This window comes from Spirosoma radiotolerans, from assembly GCF_000974425.1.
Lineage (GTDB): Bacteria > Bacteroidota > Bacteroidia > Cytophagales > Spirosomataceae > Spirosoma > Spirosoma radiotolerans.
This window is the reverse complement of the sequence record NZ_CP010429.1, coordinates 3,658,863-3,685,862: the sequence shown is the minus strand read 5'-3', so window position 1 is coordinate 3,685,862 and position 27,000 is coordinate 3,658,863. Positions and strand designations below refer to the sequence as shown.

At 50.4% G+C, this 27,000-nt stretch carries 19 protein-coding genes; 16 read left to right on the top strand and 3 right to left on the bottom strand.

Annotated features, from left to right (window positions below):
* Position 1 precedes the first annotated feature (1 nt).
* Together SD10_RS15035 and SD10_RS15030 are read right to left on the bottom strand one after the other, a co-directional pair.
* A complete protein-coding gene (locus SD10_RS15035) occupies positions 2-832 on the bottom strand; it encodes a transglutaminase family protein (protein ID WP_046579578.1) in 831 nt (276 codons plus the stop codon).
* Between the two features lie 73 nt (positions 833-905).
* Complete coding sequence (locus tag SD10_RS15030) at positions 906-1,643, bottom strand: peptidase (RefSeq protein ID WP_046579576.1); 738 nt, start codon at positions 1,641-1,643, stop codon at positions 906-908.
* Between the two features lie 318 nt (positions 1,644-1,961).
* Between SD10_RS15030 and SD10_RS15025 the strand changes: the two genes are divergently transcribed.
* On the top strand, positions 1,962-2,456 hold the full coding sequence (locus SD10_RS15025) for a hypothetical protein (protein ID WP_046574745.1): 495 nt from the start codon (positions 1,962-1,964) through the stop codon (positions 2,454-2,456).
* A 201-nt stretch (positions 2,457-2,657) separates the two neighbouring features.
* The gene (locus SD10_RS15020; protein ID WP_046574743.1) at positions 2,658-4,958 is read left to right on the top strand and encodes a T9SS type A sorting domain-containing protein; all 2,301 of its coding nucleotides are present in this window, start codon (positions 2,658-2,660) and stop codon (positions 4,956-4,958) included.
* Positions 4,959-5,183: 225 nt separating this feature from the next.
* On the opposite strand, the gene SD10_RS15015 is transcribed toward SD10_RS15020, so the two are convergent.
* Positions 5,184-7,631 carry a prolyl oligopeptidase family serine peptidase gene (locus SD10_RS15015; protein WP_046574741.1) on the bottom strand — a complete coding sequence of 816 codons (2,448 nt, stop codon included), beginning with the start codon at positions 7,629-7,631 and terminating at the stop codon, positions 5,184-5,186.
* Positions 7,632-7,703: 72 nt separating this feature from the next.
* Between SD10_RS15015 and SD10_RS15010 the strand changes: the two genes are divergently transcribed.
* The 14 genes from SD10_RS15010 (at position 7,704) to SD10_RS14945 (ending at position 26,956) form a co-directional block, all read left to right on the top strand.
* Complete coding sequence (locus tag SD10_RS15010; protein ID WP_082111607.1) at positions 7,704-7,880, top strand: nucleotidyltransferase domain-containing protein; 177 nt, start codon at positions 7,704-7,706, stop codon at positions 7,878-7,880.
* A gap of 89 nt (positions 7,881-7,969) precedes the next feature.
* A complete protein-coding gene (locus tag SD10_RS15005; RefSeq protein ID WP_227698982.1) occupies positions 7,970-8,335 on the top strand; it encodes a YciI family protein in 366 nt (121 codons plus the stop codon).
* A gap of 28 nt (positions 8,336-8,363) precedes the next feature.
* A complete protein-coding gene (locus tag SD10_RS29680) occupies positions 8,364-8,558 on the top strand; it encodes a hypothetical protein (protein ID WP_158500570.1) in 195 nt (64 codons plus the stop codon).
* A 57-nt stretch (positions 8,559-8,615) separates the two neighbouring features.
* The gene (locus SD10_RS14995; RefSeq protein ID WP_046574738.1) at positions 8,616-9,281 is read left to right on the top strand and encodes an HAD-IA family hydrolase; all 666 of its coding nucleotides are present in this window, start codon (positions 8,616-8,618) and stop codon (positions 9,279-9,281) included.
* 34 nt (positions 9,282-9,315) lie between these two features.
* Entirely contained in the window at positions 9,316-10,140 is an 825-nt protein-coding gene (locus tag SD10_RS14990) for a PhzF family phenazine biosynthesis protein (protein ID WP_046574737.1), read from the top strand.
* 390 nt (positions 10,141-10,530) lie between these two features.
* Positions 10,531-11,655, top strand: a complete 1,125-nt coding sequence (hemW, locus tag SD10_RS14985; protein ID WP_046574736.1) for a radical SAM family heme chaperone HemW — start codon at positions 10,531-10,533, stop codon at positions 11,653-11,655.
* 93 nt (positions 11,656-11,748) lie between these two features.
* Entirely contained in the window at positions 11,749-12,618 is an 870-nt protein-coding gene (gene mtgA, locus SD10_RS14980) for a monofunctional biosynthetic peptidoglycan transglycosylase (protein ID WP_148562449.1), read from the top strand.
* A gap of 507 nt (positions 12,619-13,125) precedes the next feature.
* Positions 13,126-14,784 (top strand): carboxylesterase/lipase family protein, encoded by a 1,659-nt coding sequence (locus tag SD10_RS14975; protein WP_046574734.1) that lies wholly within the window; start codon positions 13,126-13,128, stop codon positions 14,782-14,784.
* 175 nt (positions 14,785-14,959) lie between these two features.
* Positions 14,960-16,231 (top strand): SGNH/GDSL hydrolase family protein, encoded by a 1,272-nt coding sequence (locus SD10_RS14970; RefSeq protein ID WP_046574732.1) that lies wholly within the window; start codon positions 14,960-14,962, stop codon positions 16,229-16,231.
* A 1-nt stretch (position 16,232) separates the two neighbouring features.
* Positions 16,233-19,724, top strand: a complete 3,492-nt coding sequence (locus SD10_RS14965; RefSeq protein WP_046574730.1) for a PVC-type heme-binding CxxCH protein — start codon at positions 16,233-16,235, stop codon at positions 19,722-19,724.
* Positions 19,725-19,956: 232 nt separating this feature from the next.
* Entirely contained in the window at positions 19,957-20,538 is a 582-nt protein-coding gene (locus SD10_RS14960) for an RNA polymerase sigma factor (protein ID WP_046574728.1), read from the top strand.
* Between the two features lie 45 nt (positions 20,539-20,583).
* Positions 20,584-21,678, top strand: coding sequence for a FecR family protein (locus SD10_RS14955; RefSeq protein WP_046574726.1), 1,095 nt, complete (start codon positions 20,584-20,586; stop codon positions 21,676-21,678).
* 249 nt (positions 21,679-21,927) lie between these two features.
* Entirely contained in the window at positions 21,928-25,206 is a 3,279-nt protein-coding gene (locus SD10_RS14950) for a SusC/RagA family TonB-linked outer membrane protein (protein WP_227698981.1), read from the top strand.
* A 19-nt stretch (positions 25,207-25,225) separates the two neighbouring features.
* Complete coding sequence (locus SD10_RS14945) at positions 25,226-26,956, top strand: RagB/SusD family nutrient uptake outer membrane protein (protein WP_046574724.1); 1,731 nt, start codon at positions 25,226-25,228, stop codon at positions 26,954-26,956.
* Positions 26,957-27,000: the final 44 nt, after the last annotated feature.

Below are 27,000 nucleotides of genomic sequence, written 5' to 3'. Positions count from 1 at the left end.
TTTATACGAAGAGCAGTTCGGAACGTAAGGTGGAGTTGGCCCGCCCTTTAAATGTTCCGCTAATGGGAGCCGCTAATTCGGGCTTAGCAGTCGAGGTCAGAAAAATGTGCCGATTCAGCACGAGTGATCCTTCGGTAGGGTCGAATCCCCGCCAGCCGGCTCCCGGCAAATAGACCTCGGCCCAGGCGTGGAGTTGGTGCTCCTGCTGCGGATTTCCGAATAAATAGCCGCTCACGAAACGGGCCGCAATGCCCAGACTCCGGCAGGCGGCCATAAATAGCGTTGTATAATCCCGGCATGAGCCTTTGCGAAGGGTTAAGGTTTGCTCGGGTGGAAACGGAGCCCCTACTTCACGAATTTCGTACGTAAATTTTCGAAGAGCCTGGTTTAGGGCGATCAAAAAGCCCGTTGTCTGCCAGTTGGCGCCGGCCGCCAGTTCCCTGGCCCAGTTTCTGACACGATCTGAAACGCCTACCTGCTCCAGATAAGGCTGCAGTAGATCGTCAATGGCTTTCGGGTATCGAAAAGGTACCCGCTTCGTATCAAATGGATATAAAACAAAATCGAATGAATTGAAATCGTCGGACTGAAGTTCTATGTCAGCCACTACCCTGAGGTGCTTCGTTGGGTGGTTGAAATAGACCACCTGCTGAATATTCCCTTCCACATCAACATTGCGTACGACCCGCGCGGGTTGCGGATCGATCAGCAGTTCATAATTCAGCAACCGCTGGTAAGGATAGGTCCGGGGGTACAGGTAGAGCATTTGTGGACTCAGGGCCACGGGGCTGTCGTATGTATATTCGGATTTATGCCGAACGTGAAGCTGCATGATGAACGATGTAAGATATATGATGTATGGTATAGGATACATCATATATCTTACATCATACATCTTAATGGTATCATTTTTTCGTAGAACGTACTTTCTCAAAAATAGGGTCCATCCAATAGGTTGGCACTTTACGCACCGAATTGCCCAGTAAAGCACTCCATTGGTGAGATATTTCGTCCATATCTTCTTTCTCAAGCCGGTATTCGGTCATGTGAAAACTATCCTTTGGATAAACCACGACGTCTAACGGATAGTCCACATCATTGGCACTAACCCGGGTTGCATCAAACGCCAGAAAACCGATTTTCAGCGCATCTGCCATGCTGGATTCATACGATAGATTTCTGAATAACAGCGGCTTACCATAGCCGGAATTGCCGATTATTTTAAAGGGTGACCCTTGATCCACCTCCACCCAGTTTCCTTCGGGATACAGCATGAAGAGCTTGTGTTCTTCATCGTCTTCCAACTGCCCGCCTACGATGGCGTTCAGATTGAAATTCAACCCGCTGGCAACAATGGATGTTTTATCCTCCTGGGCCACTCGTTTTACCTGTTCCCCAAAGGCATTTACCGCTTTATAAAGTTTATTGAATGAGCGATCTTGTTCGGCCAATACTTCTTTGAAGTAGGTAATCGCTTTATCGCGTACGGAACGCAAACCCGATGTCATGATAAATAGAGAGTGATTCTCGACTTCGTGCACCGAAATTTTCCGGTTAGACGACACTTCGGAGCCCGAAGTTAATCGTCTGTCTGCGATGGCAACTAAGCCCGATGCGACTTTAATTCCTAAACAATACGTCATTCTATACAGTGGGAAAGCAACTTGTAAACCCAACAAATATACAGGTTGCCTACGTTTTTGTTCGATTTGCGAGTCTGTTTTCTCGAAAATGCTAGTATGTGCCGTCAAATCATGTACCAACTGAACGCGCCTGGCAGAAAGCGTTCCCGCTGAGTAGTAGGGATGCCAGCGGCTGAAGGAGGTTGCTTTCTGCGGGTGGCTTAAAGGGGCAGTGGAATACGCTGCTGACAGCTTTTTAGACCGCGGGGGTTTGTTTTTGGTTAACGATTGTGTTACTTTGGCAATCAGAAGGCGTTTATTCACTCTGCCCATTTTGTAATGAACTTTGACGACGAAGACGACGACGATAGCTTCATGGACTGGGATGGTTTCGACGAGGACTATGACCCTGAAGAAGCCCGTGCCGAGATGGAGGCCGAAAACCGGCGCATCAAAAACTTGCCTATTCTTCGGAAGGCCAACGAGTTAATGGAGCTGACGCAAGCCATCGTCGAAACCATTAATAAGGAAGAGGATGTCCTGATGATGCATGAGCAGATGCTGGCGAACGCGATGATGCTGGCGCCGAAAATCGTTGGGGCCGAAGGGGGTGATTTATATACATTGCGGATGGAAAACGCGGTCATTATAAAAATGCATGCCCGCGAATTATTGGCTCAAACATCGTATTGCAAAGCCGAAAAGCTAACCCAAACGGCTTATCTGAATGTGCTGCGCGAGGAAATTGAACAGTTCAGGCTGTTGTTTGTCGAATGGGTAAACAGCTTTGATAAAGATAACGATGCCCCGGATGACTGGGGTCTTTTTTACTAGATTCCCCACGCGTTGATGTGGGGTGCATGCTTTAAAATTGGGTAAACACAAGAAGGCCATCCAGACTCTGCCTGGGTGGCCTTTTTACTGTGTGACGCATTCTCCCTGACTGCCCGCTCACCGAAAACTAATAAACACGTGGCCACCTGCCTATGATGATGGCTTGTAACCTACATTTGTGCCTGCGAAAACAGCTTCGTTATGAATCAATCTGTACAAGTCTTTTTCTTGTTTTTTAAGCAAATAAACCGACTAACCTTACTCGGTTTGTTTACGTTACTCAGCTTAAGTACGACTGCGTGGGCAATTGACGATGGAGAAAATCAGGCCCCCAGCGCATTAGCCGTATCGGTGACCTCCGCAACCGTTTGTGCAGGAACCAAAACCGATCTGACTGCTTCAGGTTGTCCAGCCAATGGCTCTATTCGCTGGTCGACAACGCAGACCGGGGCAACTATCACGGTAACACCAGGAAAAACAACGACCTACACCGCCTTCTGTGACGTTCCCAATACCAGTCCTGGCAGTGGTACCGCCACCAGCGTAACAACAACGACTGCTACGGGCACCGTACAGGTTTATACGCCAATTGTGCTGACACCCACTTCGTTGTCTACGCTATGCAATGGCGGAAAAGACGGTCAGGTAGCCATCAATGCTACCGGTGGGACGGGTGCGCTTCAGTATCAATTTAATGGACAATCCTTTCAGACAACCAACACTGCGTTTGGGAACCTAACCGCAGGCACCTATACCGTGGCGGTTAAAGACGCCATTGGTTGCATTGCTCAGGCGACGGTTGAGGTGAAACAGCCCCCAGCATTGAGTGCTAGTGTTTCAGTCGTACTCCCGAAGTGCCTTGGGGGGGCAGATGGTGCTCTGTTAGCCGTTGCCTTCGGTGGGGTTGGCGATTACCGGTATCTCCTTGATTTAGGAGCTCCTCAGGTAAGTGGCACCTTCATAAACCTGAAGGCGAATACAACCTATTCGTTGGGGGTGACGGATAAAAACAATTGCATATTTTTTCAGGATGTTCGGATTGGTTCGCCGGCTCCTTTTGATATTAAACTGGATATGAAGCCCGCCCGTTGTACGGGTTCGGCGGATGGCATTGTTACGGTATCGGCTACCGGTGGGGCCGGAACGTATCAGTATCAGCTAGGAACGGGCCCTGTGCAAACAGGAACACAATTTACGGGCCTGGCGGCAAACACATACGAAATAACGGTGATTGATGGAAATGGCTGTCAGGGGAAAAAAACAGTGGTTGTTGAACAACCTGCTCCCCTGACATTGACTGCCGTGGCCGGAGCCGTCAACTGCTTCGGCCCGAACAGCGGCTCCATCAAAGTGACACCTACGGGCGGAACAGGCGCTACCCGCTATCAACTTTCTACGGGAAAAACGCCACAAACCAGCAATGTCTTCACCGGCCTGGCGGTGGGCGACTATACTGTTGTGGGTACCGATGCGAATGGGTGTACAAGCCTTGTTTCGGTGGCGGTAGGGGTAGCCGAACCGCTGAAGGCTCAGGTTGTTTCCCTGGCGGCCACCTGCTGTGTTTGCCCAACTGGAGCCGTAAAATTCACAACGACAGGAGGGACTGGTACGGTTAGGCAGTATCAGGTTATTGGTCAGCCTTACCAAACGGAGAGCCAGATCAATGGCCTTCGACCAAATACATATCGGCTGCGGGTCGCTGATGAAGTTGGTTGCACAGATTCTATTGTGGCCGTAGTGACAGACGGAGCTGCCATTACGCTATCGGCGGGTACGATTAAAGATGTGACCTGCACGGGCGGGCAGGATGGCCAGGCGACGGTGCAGGTGGCGGGTGGCACGAAGCCATTTAAATTTTACTGGACTACCGAGCGCCGGGACACCCTGAAAACCTTTACGGCTACCCAAGCCACCTTGACCGAGGGTACTTATACGGTAAGTGTTGTCGATAGCAACCAGTGCTCAACCAATACGCTGTTTGTGCCTATAAAAGCGCAATACCCTTTGCCAGCTAAGCCACTCGTTACACAAACGGGAAGTGGTACGCTGTTGACGGACCCGATGGCTGGTATTCAATGGTACATTCGCGCGGGTGGCGATCCAGGTAAGCCCGTTCCCAATGCGACGGGGCCATCGTTAGTGCCGTATCAGAGCGGCCAGTATTATGTGGTTGTGACCGCCAATGGGTGTGCTTCACCGCCATCAGACGCCATCAATTTCGTGCTGACGGCCCTGGCTGAACCCCCTTCCTCGCTGTCGGTTCGGGTGGTGCCGAATCCAATTGTCGATCGGCTGCGCATTGAAGTTGAACAAGATGAGCGGTCTATGGTGACCGTTCAGTTACTGGACGCGTCGGGCCGGACAGTCATGGCACAACATATACCTGCTTTTACGGGTAAGAAGCAAGCCGAATGGCCACTGACAGGCGTTGCCACCGGAAGCTATTTGCTAAAACTAAATGCCAACGCTCGCCAATCGGTGATTCGCGTGTTGGTGGAGTAGGGTTTACGGTTTAGAGGTTTACGGTTTACGGTTTACGGTTTACGGTTGGCTGACGCATGAATTGCTGACGCGAAAGTGGTCCGTGTCCTCACGGACCACGGTATGTGGATATAGCACCAACCACGAACTCTACCTTGTTCGTGGCCTGTGTCCCCCGGTCCACATTCGCGCCAGCAACACGTGCGTCAGCTAACCGTAAACTTCTAAACCACAAACCGTACTCCGTCATAACCGCTCGTCAAACAGTTTCAAAATTCGTTTGTACTCGTCCATCCAGCTTGTGGGTTCTACAAAGCCGTGGTCTTCCATGGGGTAGGCCGCTACTTCCCAATTGTCTTTTTTGAGTTCGATCAGGCGCTGCATGAGCCGTACGGTGTCCTGAAAGTGAACATTCACATCGACCATGCCGTGGCAAATGAGGAGGTAGTTTTTCAGGCCTTCAGCAAAATAGATAGGCGAGGAGCGACGGTAAGAAAGCGAGTCGTTCTGTGGTTCGTTCAGAATATTGGCGGTGTAGGGGTGATTGTAGGCTGCCCAGTCAGTTACGGGTCGTAGAGCCGCCCCCGCTTTAAAGACGTCGGGCGTCGTAAACATGGCCATCAACGTAATAAAACCCCCATACGATCCGCCGTAAATACCGATCCGTTTGGCATCAACGCCCTGGGTTTCAACCAGCCACTTGGCCGCATCGACATGATCTTCCAAATCTTTGCCACCCATGTGCCGATAAATGCCCGTTCGCCAGTCGCGGCCGTAACCGGCACTGGCCCGGTAGTCGATGTCAAGGACGGTATAGCCTCTGTCAGTCAGTAGGTTGTGGAACATGTATTCCCGCGAATACTGGCTCCACCATTTATGCGCGTTCTGTAAATAACCAGCCCCGTGTACAAACACAACGGCTTTACCGGTTGGCGTTTTCGCTTTATACAGGCGGGCATAGATTTGTTGCCCATCGCGAGCCGGAATGGTGACAAGGGCCGGTTCCTGCCAGGGATATGCGTTGAAGGCTTCGGTTGGCGAGTTGGTTAATTTAAGGGGTGCAGACACACCCGCCATCTGCGCCGGCTGAGAAGCCGCCCGTTTAGGGGTCGGCTGGTTAACATCCATTAAATACAACTCCCAGGGTTGATTGCTGGAAGAATACCGCACGGCCATCAGGGTTTCGTCTGGCGAAAGGACTACCTCATTGGCACCCGTCATGTTCGTCAAACGGGTTCGTTCGGGTCGCGAACCGCTTACCGGCATCCGGTAAAAATGCTGCTCGCCCGGATGGACTTCGTTGGTTTGCAGGAAAAAATGCGTTTTGTCTTTTGATAGCTGAACCTGCTGTACTTCAAACTTGCCCGCCGTTAGCTGCCTGCGTTCGCCTGTGAGCACATTGACCGTATAGATATGTGAGTAACCGTCTGCTTCCGACTGAAACCAGAGCGTTTGGTTATCTGCCAGAAAGTTCATGTTGCCCGGCGAATTAAGCGAACCGATGCCCGGCCCGCCAATCCAGGTATCTTCATGCTGACGGTCGAGGAGGGAAAGCTTCAGCGTTTCCGGTACGAAGCGCATAATCCAGCGATCTTTGTTATCCAGCGACCGGACCACAACCACACACATCTTGCCATCATCTGACCAAACAGGCCCACTGATTACCACCGGACGCATCTTTTTAGCTGTGTCGGCTTTTGCTTTACCGGCCGATTGCAGATAAGCCGGTTTGTCCATGATGCCTGGAATGTCTTTTACCGACACCGCCCGAACGGTGTCTTTGGCTAAATCATAAACGAAAAATTCCTGGCTGGCCGCCGGTGCGCCTACTTTTGTCCGGGCCGGAATCTCTTCTGTATAGCCCGATTCAGTTACGTAATTGGGTACCTGCGTGTTCTTTACGCCGGTTGCAGGCTTCGTTAGGCGATAGGTCACGAAACGACCATCGGGGCTGAGCTGCGGATTGACGACCGTTTTGTCGTCGAGGTAAATTTCCTTCGCGCGTTTGGGCCGGTCGGCCTTGCTGATCCGGTCGGCCTCATCCTTTTTCTCCTTACGTTCTTTTAGTACCGACGACAGCTGGAGTTGATTCTGCTTCAGAAATTTCTCTTCGTCGGTCAATTTGGGTTCCGCTTTTTTAGCGCCCGTGCGGAAGTCGGTAAGCTGGGTTAACTCGCCGGTTTTCAGGTCGATGCTGAACAAGTTGGACCCGCTTCGCCGAAACACGACCTTTTGCTCATCACTCGAGAACGTAGGATCTATTTCGTTCTCGACCGTATTGGTCAGTTGACGAACCGAACCCGACTTAACGTCGAGCAGAAACAAGTCGCCCTGCCGATCAAATAGCCGCTGGGTGTAGGCGCGGTTGTAGGTCGATACGGGTGGCGTTGGCAGCGCCCGGCGCTCACTGGGGCTGACTTTGATCGGCTCCGAGGCTGTGACTGTTTTTTTGCGGGTATCCCGATGGATGGTCACTTTATAAAGGGAGTCGCCTTTGGCCTGGCTGGGGTTCCAGTTAAAATAGAGCGTTCTGGAGTCGTCGGACCAGAATGGATTTGTTGGCGATGTGCCGACCCAGCTTTTTGGGTCCTGCATGATGGTTTCGACGGTCAGCGTAGGAGGGTTTTTCGGCGAAGATTGTGCCCAGAGCGATGATGCAGGCAACAGAAGTAACCAGTAGAGGAAACGATTCATTGATGAATGACGTGAGAGATTGGTCAAAAGCTGGAAATTAGGAAGAAAACGGCGAAAGACTTACTTTTCGACATGAAAACGCGCATCAGTCCGGTTATTGACCCCATTGTCCGGGCTTTTAAGAAGGCCATGCAGGAGTTTTATGGGGATCGGTTATGCGATGTGATTCTATATGGCTCTTACGCGCGGGGAGATTACGACGAGGAATCGGACATTGACTTCATGATCGTTTTGGTTGACGACGTCTGATTATGATATGGAGGCCGAGTTGGGCGAAAAGGAAGCGATTCAATTACTATAGGGCGCCAGAACATTCTACGACCTCACCATGGCTTATTTTGATCAAAATCCAGTCCGATAGCATTGGCTGGCCATCGAAAGATGGTATCTTGCTTACCGAAACAATTGGCTACTTGATGAAGTACATTGTACACGCTTACGATCATACCGGCCCCGGTGCGCTTGACCGGCGCATGGCCGTTCGGCCAGCCCACCTGGCGTATGTCCGTCAATTAAAAGAGAAAGGGCAGTTTGTGCTCGGAGGAGCGCTCCTCAATCCCGAACAAACCATGATTGGGTCCATGCTCATCCTTGACCTCGACTCGGAAGCGGATCTGCAAGACTATTTGAAAACAGATCCGTATATTGTGGAGGGCGTTTGGGAAAATATGGATGTGAAACCGTTTCGGCAGGCAGATGTATAATGGCCGGCCCGATAAGACCCTACCAGCGATGCGCCCCAAACGAGTACGATTCGCCTGTTTAATGGCTATCTTCCTCTTGTCCTTTTCAGGATTACTCGCGGCCTGTGGCCAAGAGACAAAAACGAAAACAGCTACGGTTCCCGTCGATACAACCATTGTTGACGACGATACACTTGAGGTCGATGACGTGTCCAAACCTAAACAAACGGAGCACGCCCGTTGATTTATCAAGTGAGAACCTAATACCTTACGAATTTTGATAGACGCAGCAATATTTGATATGGATGGGCTGCTGGTGGACTCTGAGCCTCACTGGCGTGCTATGGAACGGGTGGTATTTGATACCGTTGGCCTATACCTGACCGACGAAGAATGTAAGCAAACCACCGGAATGCCCATTCTGGAAGTTGTCCGGTACTGGTTTGCCAAGGCTCCTTGGTCGGAGGAGGCCGCAGCGGGCCGGAGCCTCGAAAATCTGGCCGATGCCATCACCGAGGGAGTCCATGACCGTATCGCGCGGCTGGCCGAACCTATGCCAGGAGCCATCGAAACCTTACAGTTTTTTGTTAGCCGGGGTATTCCAACGGCCATCGCGTCGGCCTCGCCGATGAGTTTGATTGAAGTGGTCGTTAATCGGCTGGGCATTCGGGACGCGCTGACGCTCTGGCACTCGGCCACGCTGGAAGCCCGTAATAAACCGGCTCCCGACGTGTACCTGGGTACGGCCCGTAAGCTCAATGTATCGCCTGCCAACTGCCTAACCTTTGAAGATTCGGGAAGCGGCCTGACGTCGGCTTATTCGGCTGGCATGCGTACCGTGGCCGTACCGGCAGCGTTTGAGTATGGTGACCCCAAATTTGCTGTTGCTGACCTGATTATACCATCGCTGACAGCATTCACGGCTGAGGCATTTAGCCTGTTGCTGACCAAAGATCAAGAGTCCTAATTTCCTAAACCGTGCCTTGTGCACCCTTAATCGTATGAGAATTTATCAACTTGATGCCTTTACCGACAAGCTTTTTGCGGGTAATCCGGCGGCTGTTGTCCCACTGGCTGAGTGGCTGCCTGATGAGCAGATGCAGCGGATAGCCGCCGAGAATAACCTTGCTGAAACTGCTTTTTATGTAAAAACCGACGAAGAAAATACCTACCATATTCGCTGGTTTACGCCGACTGTGGAAGTCGATTTGTGTGGCCATGCTACCCTGGCAACGGGTTATGTCGTGTTTTTCCTGGAAACCGATTTGCCCGGAAGCGACCAGATTTTTTTCAACTCCCGCAGTGGTTTGTTAAAAGTTTGCCGGGGTGAAAATGGCTGGCTCACGCTCGACTTCCCGGCCGATCCAGTACATAAAGCAAACGTACAGCCACCTGCCCTGATCGCCAGTATGGGCGAAAAACCCGTTGGTGTTTTCAAAGGCAAAACCGATTATATGCTGGTTTATGAGACCCAGGCCCAGATCGAAGCCTTACAACCCGATTTTCGGGAGATGAGCAGCGTACCAGCTCGGGGCGTTATTGTGACAGCGCCCGGCCGGGACAATCAGGGAGAAACGGTCGATTTTGTGTCTCGGTTTTTTGGGCCGCAGTCGGGCATTGATGAAGATCCTGTCACGGGTTCGGCCCATACCACGCTGGTTCCTTTCTGGGCGGAGAAACTTGGCAAAACCGAACTCACGGCCCGTCAGCTTTCCAAACGGGGCGGATACCTGCGTTGCAAACTCAATGATGATGGCGAAAACCCCGCCCGGGTCGATATATCGGGGCAAGTGCAGCTCTACCTGACAGGCGAAATTCTTCCATAAGTCATATAGCTATCCTTAGCGCATTTTCAGTAACCAAAGTATGGTTACTGAAAATGCGTTTCCCACTTTCTAATTTTAATTTGTAATAAATCTAAACAAGCGTACCTTTGCTGTCGTAAACGACTGACGTGAATGACTGCTGAGTTTAATTTTTCTGAAAACATACCTACTGCGAGCGACGCCAAACCGCTTTTGCAGGTCAACCCTTTCTTAGGTCAGGAATGCGTGTTGAAAAAGTGTTGCAAGAAGTACAAAAAAGGAAAACGCTGTAAGAAATGCCCGGATTGATCCGGCTAAGTCCTTCGTTCTTATCTGGATTTTAGCCAGTGGGGTTCATCCTTTTTCGCTTCATTGTGAACCCATGAGCTGCCTTTGTTGTCATTAAGATAGATGCACCTCTATCTACACATACCCTTCTGCAAGCAAGCCTGCCACTATTGCGACTTTCATTTTAGCACCAGTCTGGGGCAGAAATCAGCGCTGGTCGATACGCTCTGTGCCGAGATTTTCCTACAAAAAGACTACCTCCCTGGTCGAAATCTGGAAACAATCTATTTCGGTGGAGGAACGCCTTCCTTGCTCAGTGAGAGTGAATTACGCCAGATTTTTGCGGCTATACACGCGCACTTCACAGTATCCCCTACGGCCGAGATAACGCTCGAAGCCAATCCCGACGATCTCAATCGGGAGAAGCTCGCCCTGTTGCGTACCTATGTAAACCGCTTAAGTATTGGCATACAAACGTTCGATGAAGCCACGCTTCGCTGGATGAACCGCGCTCACACCGCCACCGAGGCCGAAGCCTGTGTTCGGCTGGCCCGGGAAGCGGGTTTCGAAAACATGAGCGTCGATCTGATCTATGGAATTCCAGACAGAAATACCGCGCTCTGGCAACTTGATTTACAAAAAGTCCTTGCGCTTGATGTGCCACACCTTTCGGCCTACGCTCTGACTATTGAGCCGGATACCGCTTTTGGCCGCTGGCAGAAAAAGGGGAAAATGCTTCCTGCTGACGAAGACATTGCCGCTGGACAGTTTGAGGAATTGACGAGGGTATTGACGGCGGCAAATTACGATCACTACGAAATCTCCAACTTTGCCAAACCCGATCAGTACGCGCGGCACAATACCGCCTATTGGCAACGCCGACCGTACCTGGGTATCGGACCCAGTGCGCATTCCTACAACGGGCATTCGCGGCAATACAATCTCGCCAATAATAGTCGGTACATGGCCGCTATCCGGCAGGGAGAGCTCCCCGCTACGGTCGAAATGTTGACGATGGCCGATCAGGTAAACGAGTATTTATTAACCGGTCTCCGAACAAAGTGGGGTTGTTCGCTGGGCGAGCTCAATAGTTTGTTAATGAGCGACTTCGCTGAAAAGCAGGGCCGAGATCTTGCCGCTATGTATGCAACTGGCTGGCTGTCCCGCGTTGATGATCGCTTACTGTTGACACCCGCAGGAAAGCTTTTTGCCGATCGAGTGGCCGCTACCTTATTTGTGGAGGAGTAGATGTAACGCTTTTTCATAATTTACACGTTAATTCGTGAAAAGCGCGGGTTTACAGCCGCCAGCCTATTATTTTCGCGGCAAGACCCTTCATCTATGAACCCGCAACGTCCAGTCAATAGCTTTCGCACGTCTCCAGCGCCGACACCCAGGCCCAAGGCGGCCAATTCGTCTGCCCAGCGGACGCAGCCAGCCGGACGGAAACCCGCATCGGAGAAAAAAGCTTCGTCGGGTAAGTGGCAGCAGGCACGTCGCTTTATTCGCGAACGGCCAATACTGGAGCGGGCGTACTGGTTCTTGATTAAAGCTTTCCTGTGGCTATTTTTCGGCTCCTTTGGTTATGTAGTTGCCTTGAAGTACGTGCCGGTTTGGGTAACACCGCTAATCGTATCGCGCTGGATGGATACCTTCGGCACCGACGAAAGCAGCCAGGTTTATAAGAAGTGGCGGCCTTACGATATGATCAGCAAAGAGGCCGCGCTGGCTGTGGTGTCATCCGAAGATCAGGCTTTCCCAACCCACTGGGGCTTTGACTTCGATGAGATTCAGGATGCCATCAAGGAAAACCAGACCCGCAAACGGCCACGGGGCGCCAGTACCATCTCTCAACAGGTTGCCAAAAATGTATTTCTCTGGAGTGGGCGTAGTTACCTTCGTAAAGGATTAGAAGTGTATTTTACGGCCCTGATCGAACTGATCTGGGGTAAAAAACGCATTCTGGAAGTGTACCTGAACGTTGCCGAAACGGGCCCAATGACATTTGGGGTCGAGGCTGCTTCCCAACGGTACTACGGCCATTCGTCGGCAACCCTTTCCCGCGATGAAGCCGCCCGAATTGCGGCCGTACTACCCAATCCACGCTTGTTTTCGATCAAAAAGCCATCGGCCTATATCCAGCGCCGAACGCGGCAGATTGCCCGACAGATGCGTTATCTGGGCGGTCAGAAATACATCCGGAGTCTGTAAGGCGTGTAGCTTGGAATAACGCCTGTTGATGCCTGGTCTACCCCAAATCATCTTCTATAAATATTGAGTTGCGATGGGACTACCTTGGCACCACGCCATTTGATATAGTCTGTTCTGACAGCCGTACGGTTCCTCATACCCTTGCATCGTTCGTTTCGTCAATCATAGCTGTTTTTAAGGAACCACAGAGGCACGGAGAACACAGAGGGTTTTCATTACGGACAGTAAACGGCGAAGAACCCTCTGTGTTCTCCGTGCCTCTGTGGTTCATCCCTTTTTACTTTCTCCTCCTGGAAGATAAACTACTTCACGATTTTCCTGAAAACCAGACGAGTGAAAGGCTGTTCTAATTTGTCTTTAATTGGCCAGGTATACCGGTTCTTGTATTGGCAGACATAGTAAAAACACTCCATAGTGTTCCTTTTACAGAAAGCTGAGAAAAGGTCTTCTCCACACCCAGAATCCTATGGTATTTGTTTTTCCTGAACCAATAACAAGAATAGTAGCATGAAACCATCAAGACGAAATTTTTTACAATCGCTGGGAGTTGGCGTCGCTGGTTTGGGTGTATCTACCCCAACTGTAGCTTCTGGTCCGAACCGACCTAAAGCTGTAAAGCCATCAGGAGACGAGCAAATCTTGTTCGTTGGAGACAATATCGCTGTTGCCAACACCGAACACGGCAAAGTTAGGGGCTTTATTCTTCGGGGTATTCACCAGTTTTTAGGGATACCGTATGGAGCCGATACGTCGGGAAAAAACCGGTTTATGCCCCCGCAAAAACCTACGGCATGGACTGATATCCGGCCCGCCCTCTGGTGGGGAAACTCAGCCCCGCAGATCATGGAAAAACGGTATGCGAACCCCTACGCTTCATTTGTCGACCATTGGAACTACGACGATGTGTCGGAAGACTGCCTCAAGCTGAATGTCTGGACGCCCGCCCTTGATAATCAGAAACGGCCTGTCGTCGTGTGGCTACACGGGGGAGGTTTCGTAAACGGAAATGCCATTGAACAGGACGGGTATCATGGCGAAAACCTGGCCCGTTTCGGAAATGTCGTTTTCTGTTCGATCAACCACCGGCTCGGTGCGCTGGGTTATACCGAACTGAGTGCGGCTGGCGGGTCTGCTGAATCGGGCAATGTGGGTAATCTGGACATGGTGGCTGCCCTCGAATGGGTCAAACACAACATTGCCAACTTTGGGGGAGACCCTAACAAGGTAACCATCATTGGCCAGTCGGGGGGAGGGGCCAAAGTAACGACCTTAATGAATATGCCATCTGCCAAAGGGTTATTTCACCGGGCGGTTGCGTTGAGCGGCAGCTCATTGACGGGAACCAATAAAGAGTATGCTGAAAAATTAGGGCTTAAAGTAATGGAAGAAGCTGGCTTGAAACCCGGTGAACTAGCCAAACTTCAACAGATTCCCTGGCGGGAGTACATTGACATCGCAAACCGGGCCGTTGAGAAAATGGCCGATGAAGCCAAACGGCTGGGCATTCAGCGAGGAGGATACGCGCCCGTTGCCGATGGGGTATCATTGGATGCAGGTGCTTTCTTCAAAGACCCCAATCACTTCTCGGCAGATATTCCTCTACTAATCTGTTCGACGTTTCATGAGCAAAACCCCGACAGGACGGATGCGAGCCTGGAAAGCATTTCCCTGGCCGAAGTGAAAGAAAAAGTTAGACCCCGCTTCGGTGATAAGGCTGGCGAAATTGTAGACGCGTATGCCAAGAACTTCCCGAAAGCTCGTCCTATCGAGATTTGGGCTTTAGTTGTTTCCAATCGAAAGAATGCCGTTGCCACCGCCGATGCGAAAGCCTCACAGCAAAAAGCTCCCGTCTATCTGGCTTGGTTTGGCTGGCAACCTCCGCTGTTTGACGGTCGAATGCGGGCTTTCCACTGCGACGATATTTGTTTCTGGTTTTACAATACCGATTTGATGCTTACCCATACGGGCGGAGGCAAACGGCCCCGAGCGTTATCGGAAAAGATGGCGGGCTCCTTTATCAATTTCGTGAAAACCGGTAATCCAAACGGCGGTGGTCTACCCAACTGGAAGCCGTATACAAGTCAAAATGGAGAAACCATGATTTTGGATGACTCGCCTAGTCTGGCCAACGATCCGGACCGTGATGCCCGAAAAACACTGGCCTAACGAGTCTGGGAGTGATTGTCTATAAGCTGTTTAGGATTACGGTAAAAAGCGGAGAAATGGTGAGTTTTTGTCATGCTGACGCAGGAAGCATCTTAAATGTCAAGCATTGAGATGCTTCCTGCGTCAGCATGACAAAAAAACCAAAATAAAATCCTGAAAGCTTCAGTATAAACAAATGAGAAAGCGTATTGTATTGGCCATCCCACCTGCTTGTTTAGCCGTATTCTTGTATCTTTTATGCGGATCGGCCTTTGCGCAGACTACGCCTGAATCGGTCAATGAACCGCTCCAAAACCCTTTTGAGCTGAAGAGCGGTGACCGGGTCGTTTTCCTGGGGAATTCGCTGTTCGAGGACGATTTTCAGTACGGTTACTTGGAGTTGGCTTTCACAACCCGGTGGCCCGAACGTGATGTTACCTTCCGCAACCTTGGCTGGACGGGCGATAATGTATTCGGTGTTGCCCGAAGCACCATTACAAACCCACCGACTGGGTATGACTTATTGATGGAGCACATCACGAAAGCACAACCGACGGTTGTTTTTCTTGGCTATGGCGGTATTGAAGCACAGGAAGGCGAGGCAGGTTTGGCTACATTCAAAGATGGACTAACGAAATTGCTCGACAAGATTGATCAGCTCGGAGCAAGAGCTATCCTAGTATCACCCATTCCAATCCTGTCCGCCGATTCTGTCGAAAGCCTGACAAAACGAAACGCCATGCTGGAACGGTATTCGGCTACGATTGCAAAAATGGCTGAAGAACGTGGTAAACGGTTTGTCGATGTTTACAAGCCAATTCAGGCCGTCCGTCAAACCCTTGCTCTTTCGGAAGATGGCATTCACCTGAACGAAGCAGGCTATTTTTACCTGGCAACTATTCTGGAAAAAGCACTGGGGCTGCCCCCCCGAATGAAGCCCGCTACCATAACAATCGTTAAAACAACAGCGGAGGCTGCCGCTGGGGAGACAGCCGCTCCGGTTAAACTCCTGGAAACTGACGCCAGTAAAGGTCACCTGACCTTCACGATCGATGAACCGTATTTACCGCTTCCGCTACCCATCGATGAAACCAGCGTAGCTGCCAAGGGGGCGCAGGTACTTAAAATAGCGGGTTTAAAAAAAGGAATTTATACACTTACAACTGATGATTCGGAGGTAATTACGGCTTCGGCCAGCCAATGGGAAGCTGGCATCAATATTAAGCAGGGGCCTTCCTTTGAGCAGGTTCGTGAACTGCAGCATATGATTTTGAAAAAGAACGAACTGTTTTTCTTTCAATATCGCCCCCTGAATACGACCTACATTCTTGGTATGCGCGCCCACGAGCAGGGTCGACATGCCAAAGGGTTGGAAGAGCAAAGCCTGATCATTAAATGGTTGGAAGGGCAGATCGCTCAGAATCGCCTACCCAAGCCCAAGGTTTATAAACTTACCCATCTGAAGTAGCATGAACGTTATACAAACGAGCTGGTCAGTGAAACTCTTCCGCCGACTGATTCTTATTCCGGCTGCACTGCTGCTCATCTCTTCGGTCAATCAGGGTGATCAGAAAGACAATCCTGATCCGGATGTAAAGCGGGAATTGGAATCTTTCAACGTCGCTGATGGGTTTGAGGTAACTCTGTTTGCCGCCGAACCGCTGGTGGCCAAGCCTATTCAGATGAACTGGGATGCCGATGGTCGGTTGTGGGTCGTGAGCAGCACAGCGTATCCCCACTTGAAGACGGGTGAACAGGCTAACGACAAGATTTTCGTTCTGGAAGATACAAACGGCGATGGCAAGGCCGACAAATCAACCATTTTCGCCGAGGGCCTGATTACACCGACTGGGATTTTGCCCGGCGATGGGGGCGTTTATGTGGCGAATTCAACCGAAATCCTGCATTTCGCGGATACCGATGGGGATGGCAAAGCGGACAAAAAGCGTCGAATTCTGAATGGATTTGGGACCGCCGATACACACCACCTCATTCATACCTTCCGTTGGGGACCCGAAGGTCTGCTTTATTTCAACCAGTCTATTTACATCTATAGCCATGTTGAAACACCATCCGGCATCAAGCGCCTGGAAGGGGGCGGTGTCTGGCAGCTAAAGCCCAAAGATCGCGAACTGGACATCTATGCCAAAGGGTTGGTTAATCCGTGGGGTTTGCAGTTTGATCGGTGGGGGCAAACGTTTCTGACCGATGGGGCTGGTTTCGAGGGAATCAATTATGCTTTTCCCGGCGCTACCTTTCTAACCTCTCCCGGTGCCTCCCGAATCCTGCGGGGACTAAACCCAGGGCAGCCCAAGCACAGTGGACTGGAGGTGATATCCGGTCGTCATTTGCCGGAGTCATGGCAGGGGAGTGTCATCACCAACGACTTTCGGGCTAACCGCATTAACCGGTTTAAACTGGAAGAACAGGGCAGCGGGTATGCATCCAAACAGGCCGACGATGTACTCTGGACAAATCATGTTGCTTTTCGGCCGGTAGATATCTCCGTTGGGCCAGATGGGGCAATCTATGTGGCCGACTGGTATAATCCCATTATTCAGCATGGTGAGGTAGATTTTCATGACCCGCGCCGGGATCATGAGCATGGCCGGATCTGGCGGATCGTGGCCAAAAACCGCCCCTTAGTCAAGAAACCGCAGTTGAGTAAAGCGAGTGTCAGCGAGTTGCTGGACGACCTGAAACTGCCGGAAGACTGGACCCGTTCTCAGGCTAAGCAGGTGCTTAAAGCCCACGGCGCCAGTGAGGTAGTGCCGGCTCTTGAAAAATGGGTTGCGGGTTTGGCAAAAACCGATGCAGAATACGAGCATAATCTGCTGGAAGCGCTTTGGGTGTATCAAACGCTTGAGGTGGTGAACGAGCCACTTCTTTTGCAACTACTAAATGCGCAAAACCATAGGGCTCGGGCCGCTGCGTTGCGGGCGCTTGAACTATGGTATCCCAAACTACACAACGTTCCGGCGCTGCTTGCCAAAGCTGTAGCCGACAAGCATCCTCAGGTACGGCTCGAAGCGGTGATTGCCCTCCGGAAAGTGCATACAGCCGAAGCCGCCCGCACGGCGTTAACGGTATTGGAAAACCCGATGGACGAGTTTCTGGATTACGCCCTGTGGCAGACCGTCCGCGAACTGGAACCGGTATGGATGACCCAGCTGAAGACCAGCCCCGAGTTCTTTGGTAATGCCAGGAAAACCACGTTTGCGCTGAAGTCAGTCAGTAATCCTGTTGCAGTGGCTCGACTAGCTCAGCTGTATCAGCAGGGGCAGATTCCTGAAGAGTACCAGAAAGATGTGCTCGGTTCGATTGCCAAATTTGGCAGCGCTGCCGATTTGACGGTTCTTTTTGATCAGACCGTTCAGGGAACGCAAGGGCGGACAAATTCAGTAGCCACACAACTGAATGCGCTGGAAGAAGCCGCCCGACGGGGGGTAATGCCGATTGGAAATTTGACCCGAATTGCCAGTTTCGTCGACAACGAGGAGGAGACGATTGCGTTGAATGCTATTCGGCTAATTGGGTTGTGGCATTTGACCGAGCAGAACGGTACGTTGGTTAACCTGGCCAAAAAGGGAGATAAAAATGTGCGAAAAGCTGCCATTGGGGCACTGGCTACGCTGAATAACGACCAGGCCCGTGCGGCCATTGTGGCCATGACCAACGCTGGTAATCCCGCCGAGCTGAGACTGGATGCGGCCGCTCAATTGGTTTCGATGAATACCTCTGAAGCCGCTCGAATGGGTGCTGACCTTTTACGGACGTTACCTGCACAAACCGACGTTACCGGGCTTTTTCAGGCATTTATCGCTAACAAGATGGGCGTACGGTTGCTCGCCGACGAGTTGGTTGCCAAAAAAATACCCGAAAGTAGAGCTAAACAGATGCGGCAGTTTTTACAGCGTAACCTGCCTGCCAATCGGCGCAATACGGATGATGCCAAACTTCTCACGCAGGCTCTGGAAGCATCCGGGGGTGTTTTAGTAGCTGAAAAAATGCCTCAGGAATTGACCGATCAGGAAATTGCCAGCCTGGCAAAAACCGTAAGAGAAACGGCAGATCCTGTTAAAGGAGAGTTAGTCTTTCGGCAAAATAATCTCAGTTGCCTGACCTGTCATGCCATTGGCGGGGCTGGTGGACGTATTGGGCCGGATTTGAGCAGCCTTGGAACGAGCTCGCCGTCCGAAACCATTATCCGGTCCATTCTGTACCCGAATCAATCCATTAAAGAAGGGTTTGAGCTTCAGCAAGTTGCCAAAAAAGATGGGAGTGAACTGATGGGTTATCTGGTCAGTAATGGTACGTCCGACATTGTCCTGCGCGACGTGAGTGGCCAGGAGGTTTCCATTCCAAAAAGTCAGATTAGTGGAGTTGAAAAAGTGCCCGGCTCGTTAATGCCTCCAGGATTGACGGCTAGTCTGGACAAAGAAGCCTTTGTCAATCTGGTCGGGTTTCTGTCGAAAATGGGTGAATCGGGGAAATTTCGGGTGCCCACAGCCCGGTTTGTACGTCGCTGGAGTACCGTTGCCGCGAACAAAGAACTGGCCCGAAAAATCGCGGCCGACGGGCCCGGCTATATCATAAAGGACAATGCGAAAGTGCCCTGGCAACCCGTTTATAGCAAAGTTTCCGGCGATCTTCCGGTAGACGAGTTGCCGGTTATCGATGTTTCTCCTGGTAAGCGGTTCAGTTTCGTTCGGTTCGATATTGAAGTGGTTAGCAAAGGCAACGTTAAGCTGACCATGAACCCGACGGTAGGCTTGAGTGCCTGGATGGGACAAAAGCCTCTCAAATTAACGGATCATGGGATACTGGCTGATTGTTCGCCGGGCATTCATTCCATCCTGGTAGCCATTGACAGAAACACATATAAGGCTGGTGCACTCGATATACAACTCGTAGACGCGGAAAATTCACCAGCCCAGACAAGGTTGGTCATTGGGCGATGAGAAGGCTTATGTAGCTTATGATCAAGGCCCTTAGGTAGCCCATAACGTAAGCAAAATCCTAAGATTGGCAGCTAGTTGTTTAAAGTATAACAATAACGTCAAAAAATTATAAGTTATACCTTATTTTTGTAGGTATGATTATACATACATTCTAGTAGGCTTCAGTCTCAATGAATGTATGATCCATGCCAATTGGAAAAGGATCTTAGCCTAAGCGCATTATTGTAACTAAGTGGACGAAATACAACTTTGGACCGCTTTTCAGTCGGGTGACGAGGAGGCTTACACGAAGCTTTATCAACTACACATTCGAGCGATGTACCGCTACGGTATGAGTCTGGTCGCGGCTTCGGAAGCCTTTGTGCTGGACTGTGTGCACGATGTATTCACGGAAATATGGGTAAAACGAACCCGACTCACGACACCGACCAGTGTCCGGCACTATTTACTGAAAGCGCTTAAAATTCGAATCATCCATCTACTCGAACGCAAGGAACATCCGTTTCAGTCGTTGACCGAAACGGACTACGATGCACTCTGGACGGAGCCTAATGATCTGGAACTTTTGGAAGAACTGGAAGCCGTTAACTCCCGGAAAGAGCGTTTACTGCGACTCATCGCTCAGCTGCCGCCCCGCCAGCAGGAAGCCCTTAAACTGCGCTTTGTCGAAAACATGAATTACAACCAGATTGGCGATGTCATGGATGTCAATCATCAGTCAGCCAAGAATCTGGTGTTCAGAGCCGTTGAGAAGCTCAGGGGGTGGGTTATACTACCTTTTTTAACTTTTTTCATTTTTTTTATGAATAAGTGAGTACGTTTTCGCGATCTCGTCATCTACTGATAAATCCAGTAGATTGTGCAGACCGATTACGACCATTTTTCCTCCGCTGATTTTTTAACCGACGACTTTTTCGTTAGCCACCAACTGGCCCCGACTTCCGAGTCAACAGCGTTCTGGGAGGCTTGGGTAGTGGAGCATCCTCAGGAGCAATGGCAACAGGCGGTGAGTTTGTTAGCAGCCATTCGGTTGGGGCTCGACGAGTATGCACAGACTCATTTGCCCGAAGAAACGATTCGTCAGCTGCTCATCCGAATTCAGCAGACGAATGCTCAGCAGAGTAAGGTAGAAGGGCCTGTTGCCCGGTTTGCCTGGATCAAGTGGGTGGCGGCTGCTTCTGTTGTTTTAGCGATTGGCGTGGGCATCTGGTGGCAAACCAAAGAAGACGTGACGCCGTATCAAAGCCGGTTAGCCACACTGACGAAAACATTTTCAGAAAAAGTTAATACGACCGATCAACCGCAGCTCATTCGTTTGCCGGATCAATCGGTTGTGTCGTTAAACCCGAATAGCCGATTAAGTTATCCAATAGATTTCGGTCAGAAAAACCGGCTTGTGTATTTGGCAGGAGAAGCCACGTTTTCTGTCACAAAAGATCCACACAAGCCTTTTCTGGTACTAGCGAATGAGCTTGTCACCAAGGTAGTAGGCACAAAATTTAGCATAAGAGCCTTTTCCAAAGAAGATCAGATTCGGGTTCAGGTGCTCTCTGGTCAGGTATCGGTTTATCGGGATCAGACCAACCCGTCACGCGTACAGCAGAAAGGGGTTTTGCTCCTGCCAAACCAGCAGGTTGTGTTCACCCGGGAAACGGACCAGTTCGATAAATCGCTGGTCAACCAGCCACTCGTCATCAGGACACCCGGCCGCCTAAAGCAATCCGCTGCCTTTGTCTATAATGAAACGCCCATTTCTCAGGTCCTGAAGGAAGTAAAAGAAGCCTATGGCATTGACATTCTCTACAATAAAGAAGCGCTCGTTGACTGCCAGCTAACCTCGTCAATGGATGGCCTATCCTTTGATCAAAAGCTGACGATCATTTGTAAAACGGTTGGTGCAACCTATGATATCATTGATGGACAGGTAGTTATCAATGGGGGCAATTGCCAGTAAGTTGTGTTGATTCGCTTCGTCTATGTACTATTTACACGATAATATCCCTACCGCCTATGAACCAGTAACCACTGATTTTCTTCTCGTCGAACCGATGTGAAAAAGCCAATGGTGGAGCAAGCACCATTGGCCCAACGGTTCCCTTTATGAACAGCCCATGGGAGCTGAAGGGAATTGCTTTGCCCGATTTCTAACCGACAAAACCAAGTCAAAATTATGAAAAAAGTAAACCCTTACTTACTAAGGTGTATGAAACGTACGTTCTTCCAACTCCTGCTGGCTCTTACTTGCGTAGGCGTATCGTGGGCCGACGACGCATCGGGCCAGGAACTGCTGGATCGCCGGCTAAGCCTGACCATTCAACATGAATCCATTAAAACGGTTCTGCGAAGCATTGAAAAGGCCGCAAACGTTAAGTTTTCTTATAGTCCTCAAATTGTCCGTTCGAAACAACTCGTTTCTATGCGGGTACAGAATAGCACGCTGAAAGACGTGCTGGAAAAATTGCTGGTTCCCCTACAGGTTAGTTTCAGTATCGCCGGCGAACAGATTATTCTGGCTCGCTCTTCGGCGTCCTCTGTTACTATTGAGTTGGGAGATCCCGTTGGGGGCGTTGAAGCCCCGACTGATCGGACGATTTCCGGCGTTGTTACGGACGAAAAAGGAGAAGGCCTGCCTGGGGTGAGTGTCGTTGTTAAAGGCGCTGCACGGGGTTCGGTAACGGATGCGTCGGGTTCTTTTAAACTAACCCTTCCTGATGGACCACAAACATTGGTTTTTAGTTTTGTTGGCTTTACAACCCAGGAAATTGCGGTCAGCAATCAGACAACGCTGAACGTGCAGTTAAAACCCGATGTAAAATCCATTAATGAAGTCGTCGTCGTTGGCTACGGATCATTGAGCCGGAAAGAAGTGACCAGTGCGGTTACGCACTTATCATCCGGTGATCTGCTTCGGGTAGGCAGTAACAGCCCGTTAATGGCTATTCAGGGAAAGGTGGCGGGGTTGTCTGTGACCAATACGGCCGCTGGTGATCCCAACTCAACGCCCAGCATTCAGTTACGTGGTGTTTCCTCGCGCAGTGCCGGACTGGGACCCCTGTTTGTCATTAACGGTATACCGGGAGGTAATCTGGACAATATCAACCAGAATGAAATTGAGTCCATCGACGTCCTGAAGGGTGGGGCTGCTTCCGCCATTTATGGAACTCGCGGTAGTAATGGGGTGATTGTGGTGACGACCAAAAAAGGATCTTCGGAGTCCCGCATTTTTTATGATGGGTACAGTTCGTTTGATTATACCACCAACAAGCTGTCTGTACTGTCTCATGACGAGTTTCTGGCCAACAAACGAGGGGTGGATCTGGGCGGAAATACAGACTGGATGAAGTCCGTTAGCCGTAGTCCTGCTTTTTCGCAAAAGCACACGTTACAGTTTTCCGGTGGCAACGGAAAAACAAACTATTTTACGTCGCTGGATTATCGGAATGCGAAGGGGATTGACCTACGCTCCGCCAAGCAGGAGTATGGTGGCCGGGTAAACATCAATCATACGTCGACCAATAATTTATACGCCATTACCTTCAGTGCAGCGCCCCGCTACGCCAAAACCAGTGGAGCCGATTATGGCGGATTTAACTACGCCCTGACGCTCAACCCTACGCAACCCCTGTATGACAATACCGGCAAATACGCGTACATCAACAATGGCTTTTTTGCCAACAACCCGGTCGAAGCCGCCAAGAATGTTTTGTCAGGGCAGGAGATAAAATACCTGGATCTAAACACGTCGTTCAAACTGAATCTGCTCGATAACTTATCGACAGTCGTGACGCTGGGCGAAGTAAGTTCATCCTTCCGGAATGAGAATTTTAGCCCCTCAACGCTGACGACGGTGATCAATGGGACGAAGCGGAATACAGCTGATCAATCTCTGGATGAAAATGATCAAAAGAGTTTCGAATGGATAGGTAACTACGCCCTGGAGACTGGTAAACATTCGGTTAAGCTGTTGGGTGGCTATTCGTATCAGGCCTTCATGTCATCCGGCTTTAAAGCGGTCAATGAAAATTTTCCCTCAGACGTTTTGACTTTCAATAACTTAGGGTCTGGCCTGTGGAACCTGGAAAAGGGAATCAACAACGTGAGTTCCTATCGGAATAGCTCCAAACTGGCGGCCTTTTTTGGCCGGGTAAACTACGATTTTGACCAGAAGTATTACTTCTCGGCCAGCCTGCGCCGGGAGGGATCGTCTAAGTTCGGGTACGATAATAAATGGGGATACTTTCCGGCGGCATCGGTCGGCTGGCGCATTACCCAGGAAAAATTCGCACAAGGAATTGGCTGGTTGAACGAACTGAAACTACGGGCGGATTACGGCGAGACCGGTAACCAGGACTTTGGCAATTACTTATCGCTGGACACCTATGGCGGGTATGGATATTATCTCTACAACAATACATCCTACCAGGTATGGGGGCCAAGTCAGAATACAAACTACAATCTGCGATGGGAAAAAGCGATCAACTTCAACGTCGGTCTTGATTTTGATTTCTTCAAAAACAGTCGGCTAACGGGAAGCTTGAACTACTACGTTCGCACGAATAAAGATCTGCTGGGTTCGTATAGTGTGCCTAACCCGCCTAACGTGCAGGGGTCGACCTTCGCGAACGTCGGGACGATGCAAAACTCAGGGCTGGAAATTCAGCTGAGTGCTGCCGTTGTTAGCCGCAAAGATTTTAGTTATAATCTGGCCTTTACCGGAGCGACCAACAGCAACAAGTTTGTCGCTTTTTCTAACGACGCCTATAAAGGGCAAACGTACATTGACGTGTTGGGTATGCCTGCGCCGGGTAGTCCGGGTAATATCCAGCGTCTGCAGGAAAACACCCGAATCGGTAGCTTTTATATGTTAAAGTCTGCCGGGGTAGATGAGACCGGCGCGTTATTGGTGTATAATAAGGCGGGCGATGTGATTGTTGCCAATAAAGCGACCAATGATGATAAACAATTCGTAGGCAATGGCTTACCCCAGTTTACCGCGGGCCTGACCAACAGCTTTAAGTATAAAAAGTGGGATTTAACGGTTTTTCTGCGGGGTGCATTTGGTTACAAATTATTCAACACCTACGCTTTCTACCTGGGGACGCCTGCAACCCAGCAGAATGCCAATACGCTGACTTCGGCGTATGACGGCGGCAAGTACTCCAAACTGACCAATGCTGCTACGTATTCCAGTTTGTCGGATTACTTTCTGGAGTCGGGGAGCTTCGTCAAAATTGACAATGTAATGCTGAGTTATACCCAGCCACTGACGGTTAAATTCCTGCGCTCCGTTCGGGTTTATGCTACCACCCGGAACCTGAAGACTTTCACCAAATTTACGGGGGGCGATCCTGATTTAATTCAGACCAACGGCTTGTATCCGGGAGTTAATCAACGGGTTGATAGTAATGGTAACACCGTCGGTACGCTTAATTATTTCCCATCAACGACGCAACTTCTGCTGGGTCTGCAACTCACGTTTTAATCTTATTACGACATAGACAATGAAAGGCAACCATATTTTTAATAGTCTTCTGGTCAGGGTGTCAGCCTCCTTTATTCTGCTGATGGCGGTGGGGTGTACCAACCTGGATGAAGTCTTATACGATAAAATTACCTCCGAAAACTTCCTTCAAACAAAAAGTGACGTTGTCCGGGATTTCCTGCGCCCATTTGAGCACAGCTACTGGACCATTCAGGGTGGCTCAACGTTCATGCTTCAGGAAAACAGTACCGACGAACTGATGACGCCAAACCGGCAGGGGGACTGGTTTGATGGAGGCCAATACCAGCGGGTCCATAACCATACCTGGACGCCCAACGACGGGTATACTACGGATGCCTGGAATGCCCTGTATGGCGGTGTTACCCTGGCGACGAACACACTGGAAGATTTGCAGGCCATTACCGATCCCGGCAAATTCGACATGACGCAGGCCGAGCTGGACGATATGATCGCTGAGGTGCGAACGCTTAGAGCCTGGCTCAATCTGAGGCTGCTGGATTTTTATCGGAACATTGTGTTGGTGAAAAAGGTAAAAGGTGAATCGGCCGGCGGGCCACAGGTTTCTCCACAGGAAGCGTTTTCGTATATCGAACAGGAACTGAAAGAGTCCCTGCCCAAGCTACCAACACGCCAGAGTCTGGGTGACAATGCCATTGGCCGATGGACACAGGGTGGCGCTGCGGCTTTGCTGGTTCGTCTCTATTTGAACGCGAAAGTATATACCGGTACCGACCATTTTGCGGATTGCGCAGCCGTTTGCCAGGACATCATTGCTGGTAAATACGGTACCTACGCGCTGGAAAAGCGGTGGGATGCACCATTTGATTATACGAATCCAACCTCTACAGAGGTGGTCTTTGGTTTTCCCGGTAGCTTTGGGCTGACGCACTGGCAGTATGATGGTGGTATGTATTTCTGGATGCTACCGGTCAACGCTCCTTATTATTTCGGATTTACTGATTTTGGTACGGCCAATCCTAAATATGCCTTGCAGCCCGGAAGAGATGTCGATAGCACCGAGTATACTTTTGCCTTAGGTAAACCGTATCTGAAATTTAGAAAGTATGCGGATGATTACCGGTTGAAAACTTACAAGAACCTGGGTAACAGCACACGGGAGGGTATGTTCCTGTCGGGTTACCTGCCCTACATCAACTCGAACGGCAAAGTAGATACCGTGCGTTCGACGAAGGGACCTTATGCGCTGTTTTTACGCGATCAGGTTGGGATGTTTCTGGATGCCAAGCCTGGCACCAAAATCGCCGACAAGGTATCGAACATGAACCATGCCGATCAAAATTCGGGGCTTGTTCCGGTTAAATACCCATACTATCCGAGCACCGATCCGAATAAAATTTCGTCGGCTTACGCTGAAATCCGACTGGCCGAAATTTATTATTCCTTAGCCGAATGCAAATACCGGGCAGGCGATAAAGCGTCAGCGGCTGTGTTGCTGAATACCGTTCGGGCCCGCAACTACCCGGCGGGTTCCCCCAGCCTGTATAAGCCAGACGGTAGCCAGTTGACCGATCAGGAAATGATTGATGAATGGGGACGTGAATTCTTAGTAGAAAGCCGTCGTCGTACGGACCTCATCCGGTGGGGTGTGTTCAACTCGGGTACCTGGTGGGATAAACAACCGGATGCCGATAATCACACCGCTATTTTCCCCATTGGGCAGAATGTCTTGAATGTTTCCACTCAGTTGAAGCAGAATCCTGGTTATTAGGTCTGATGAGCCTAGCTTAATAGTAAATAAAACCAAAAACGGCC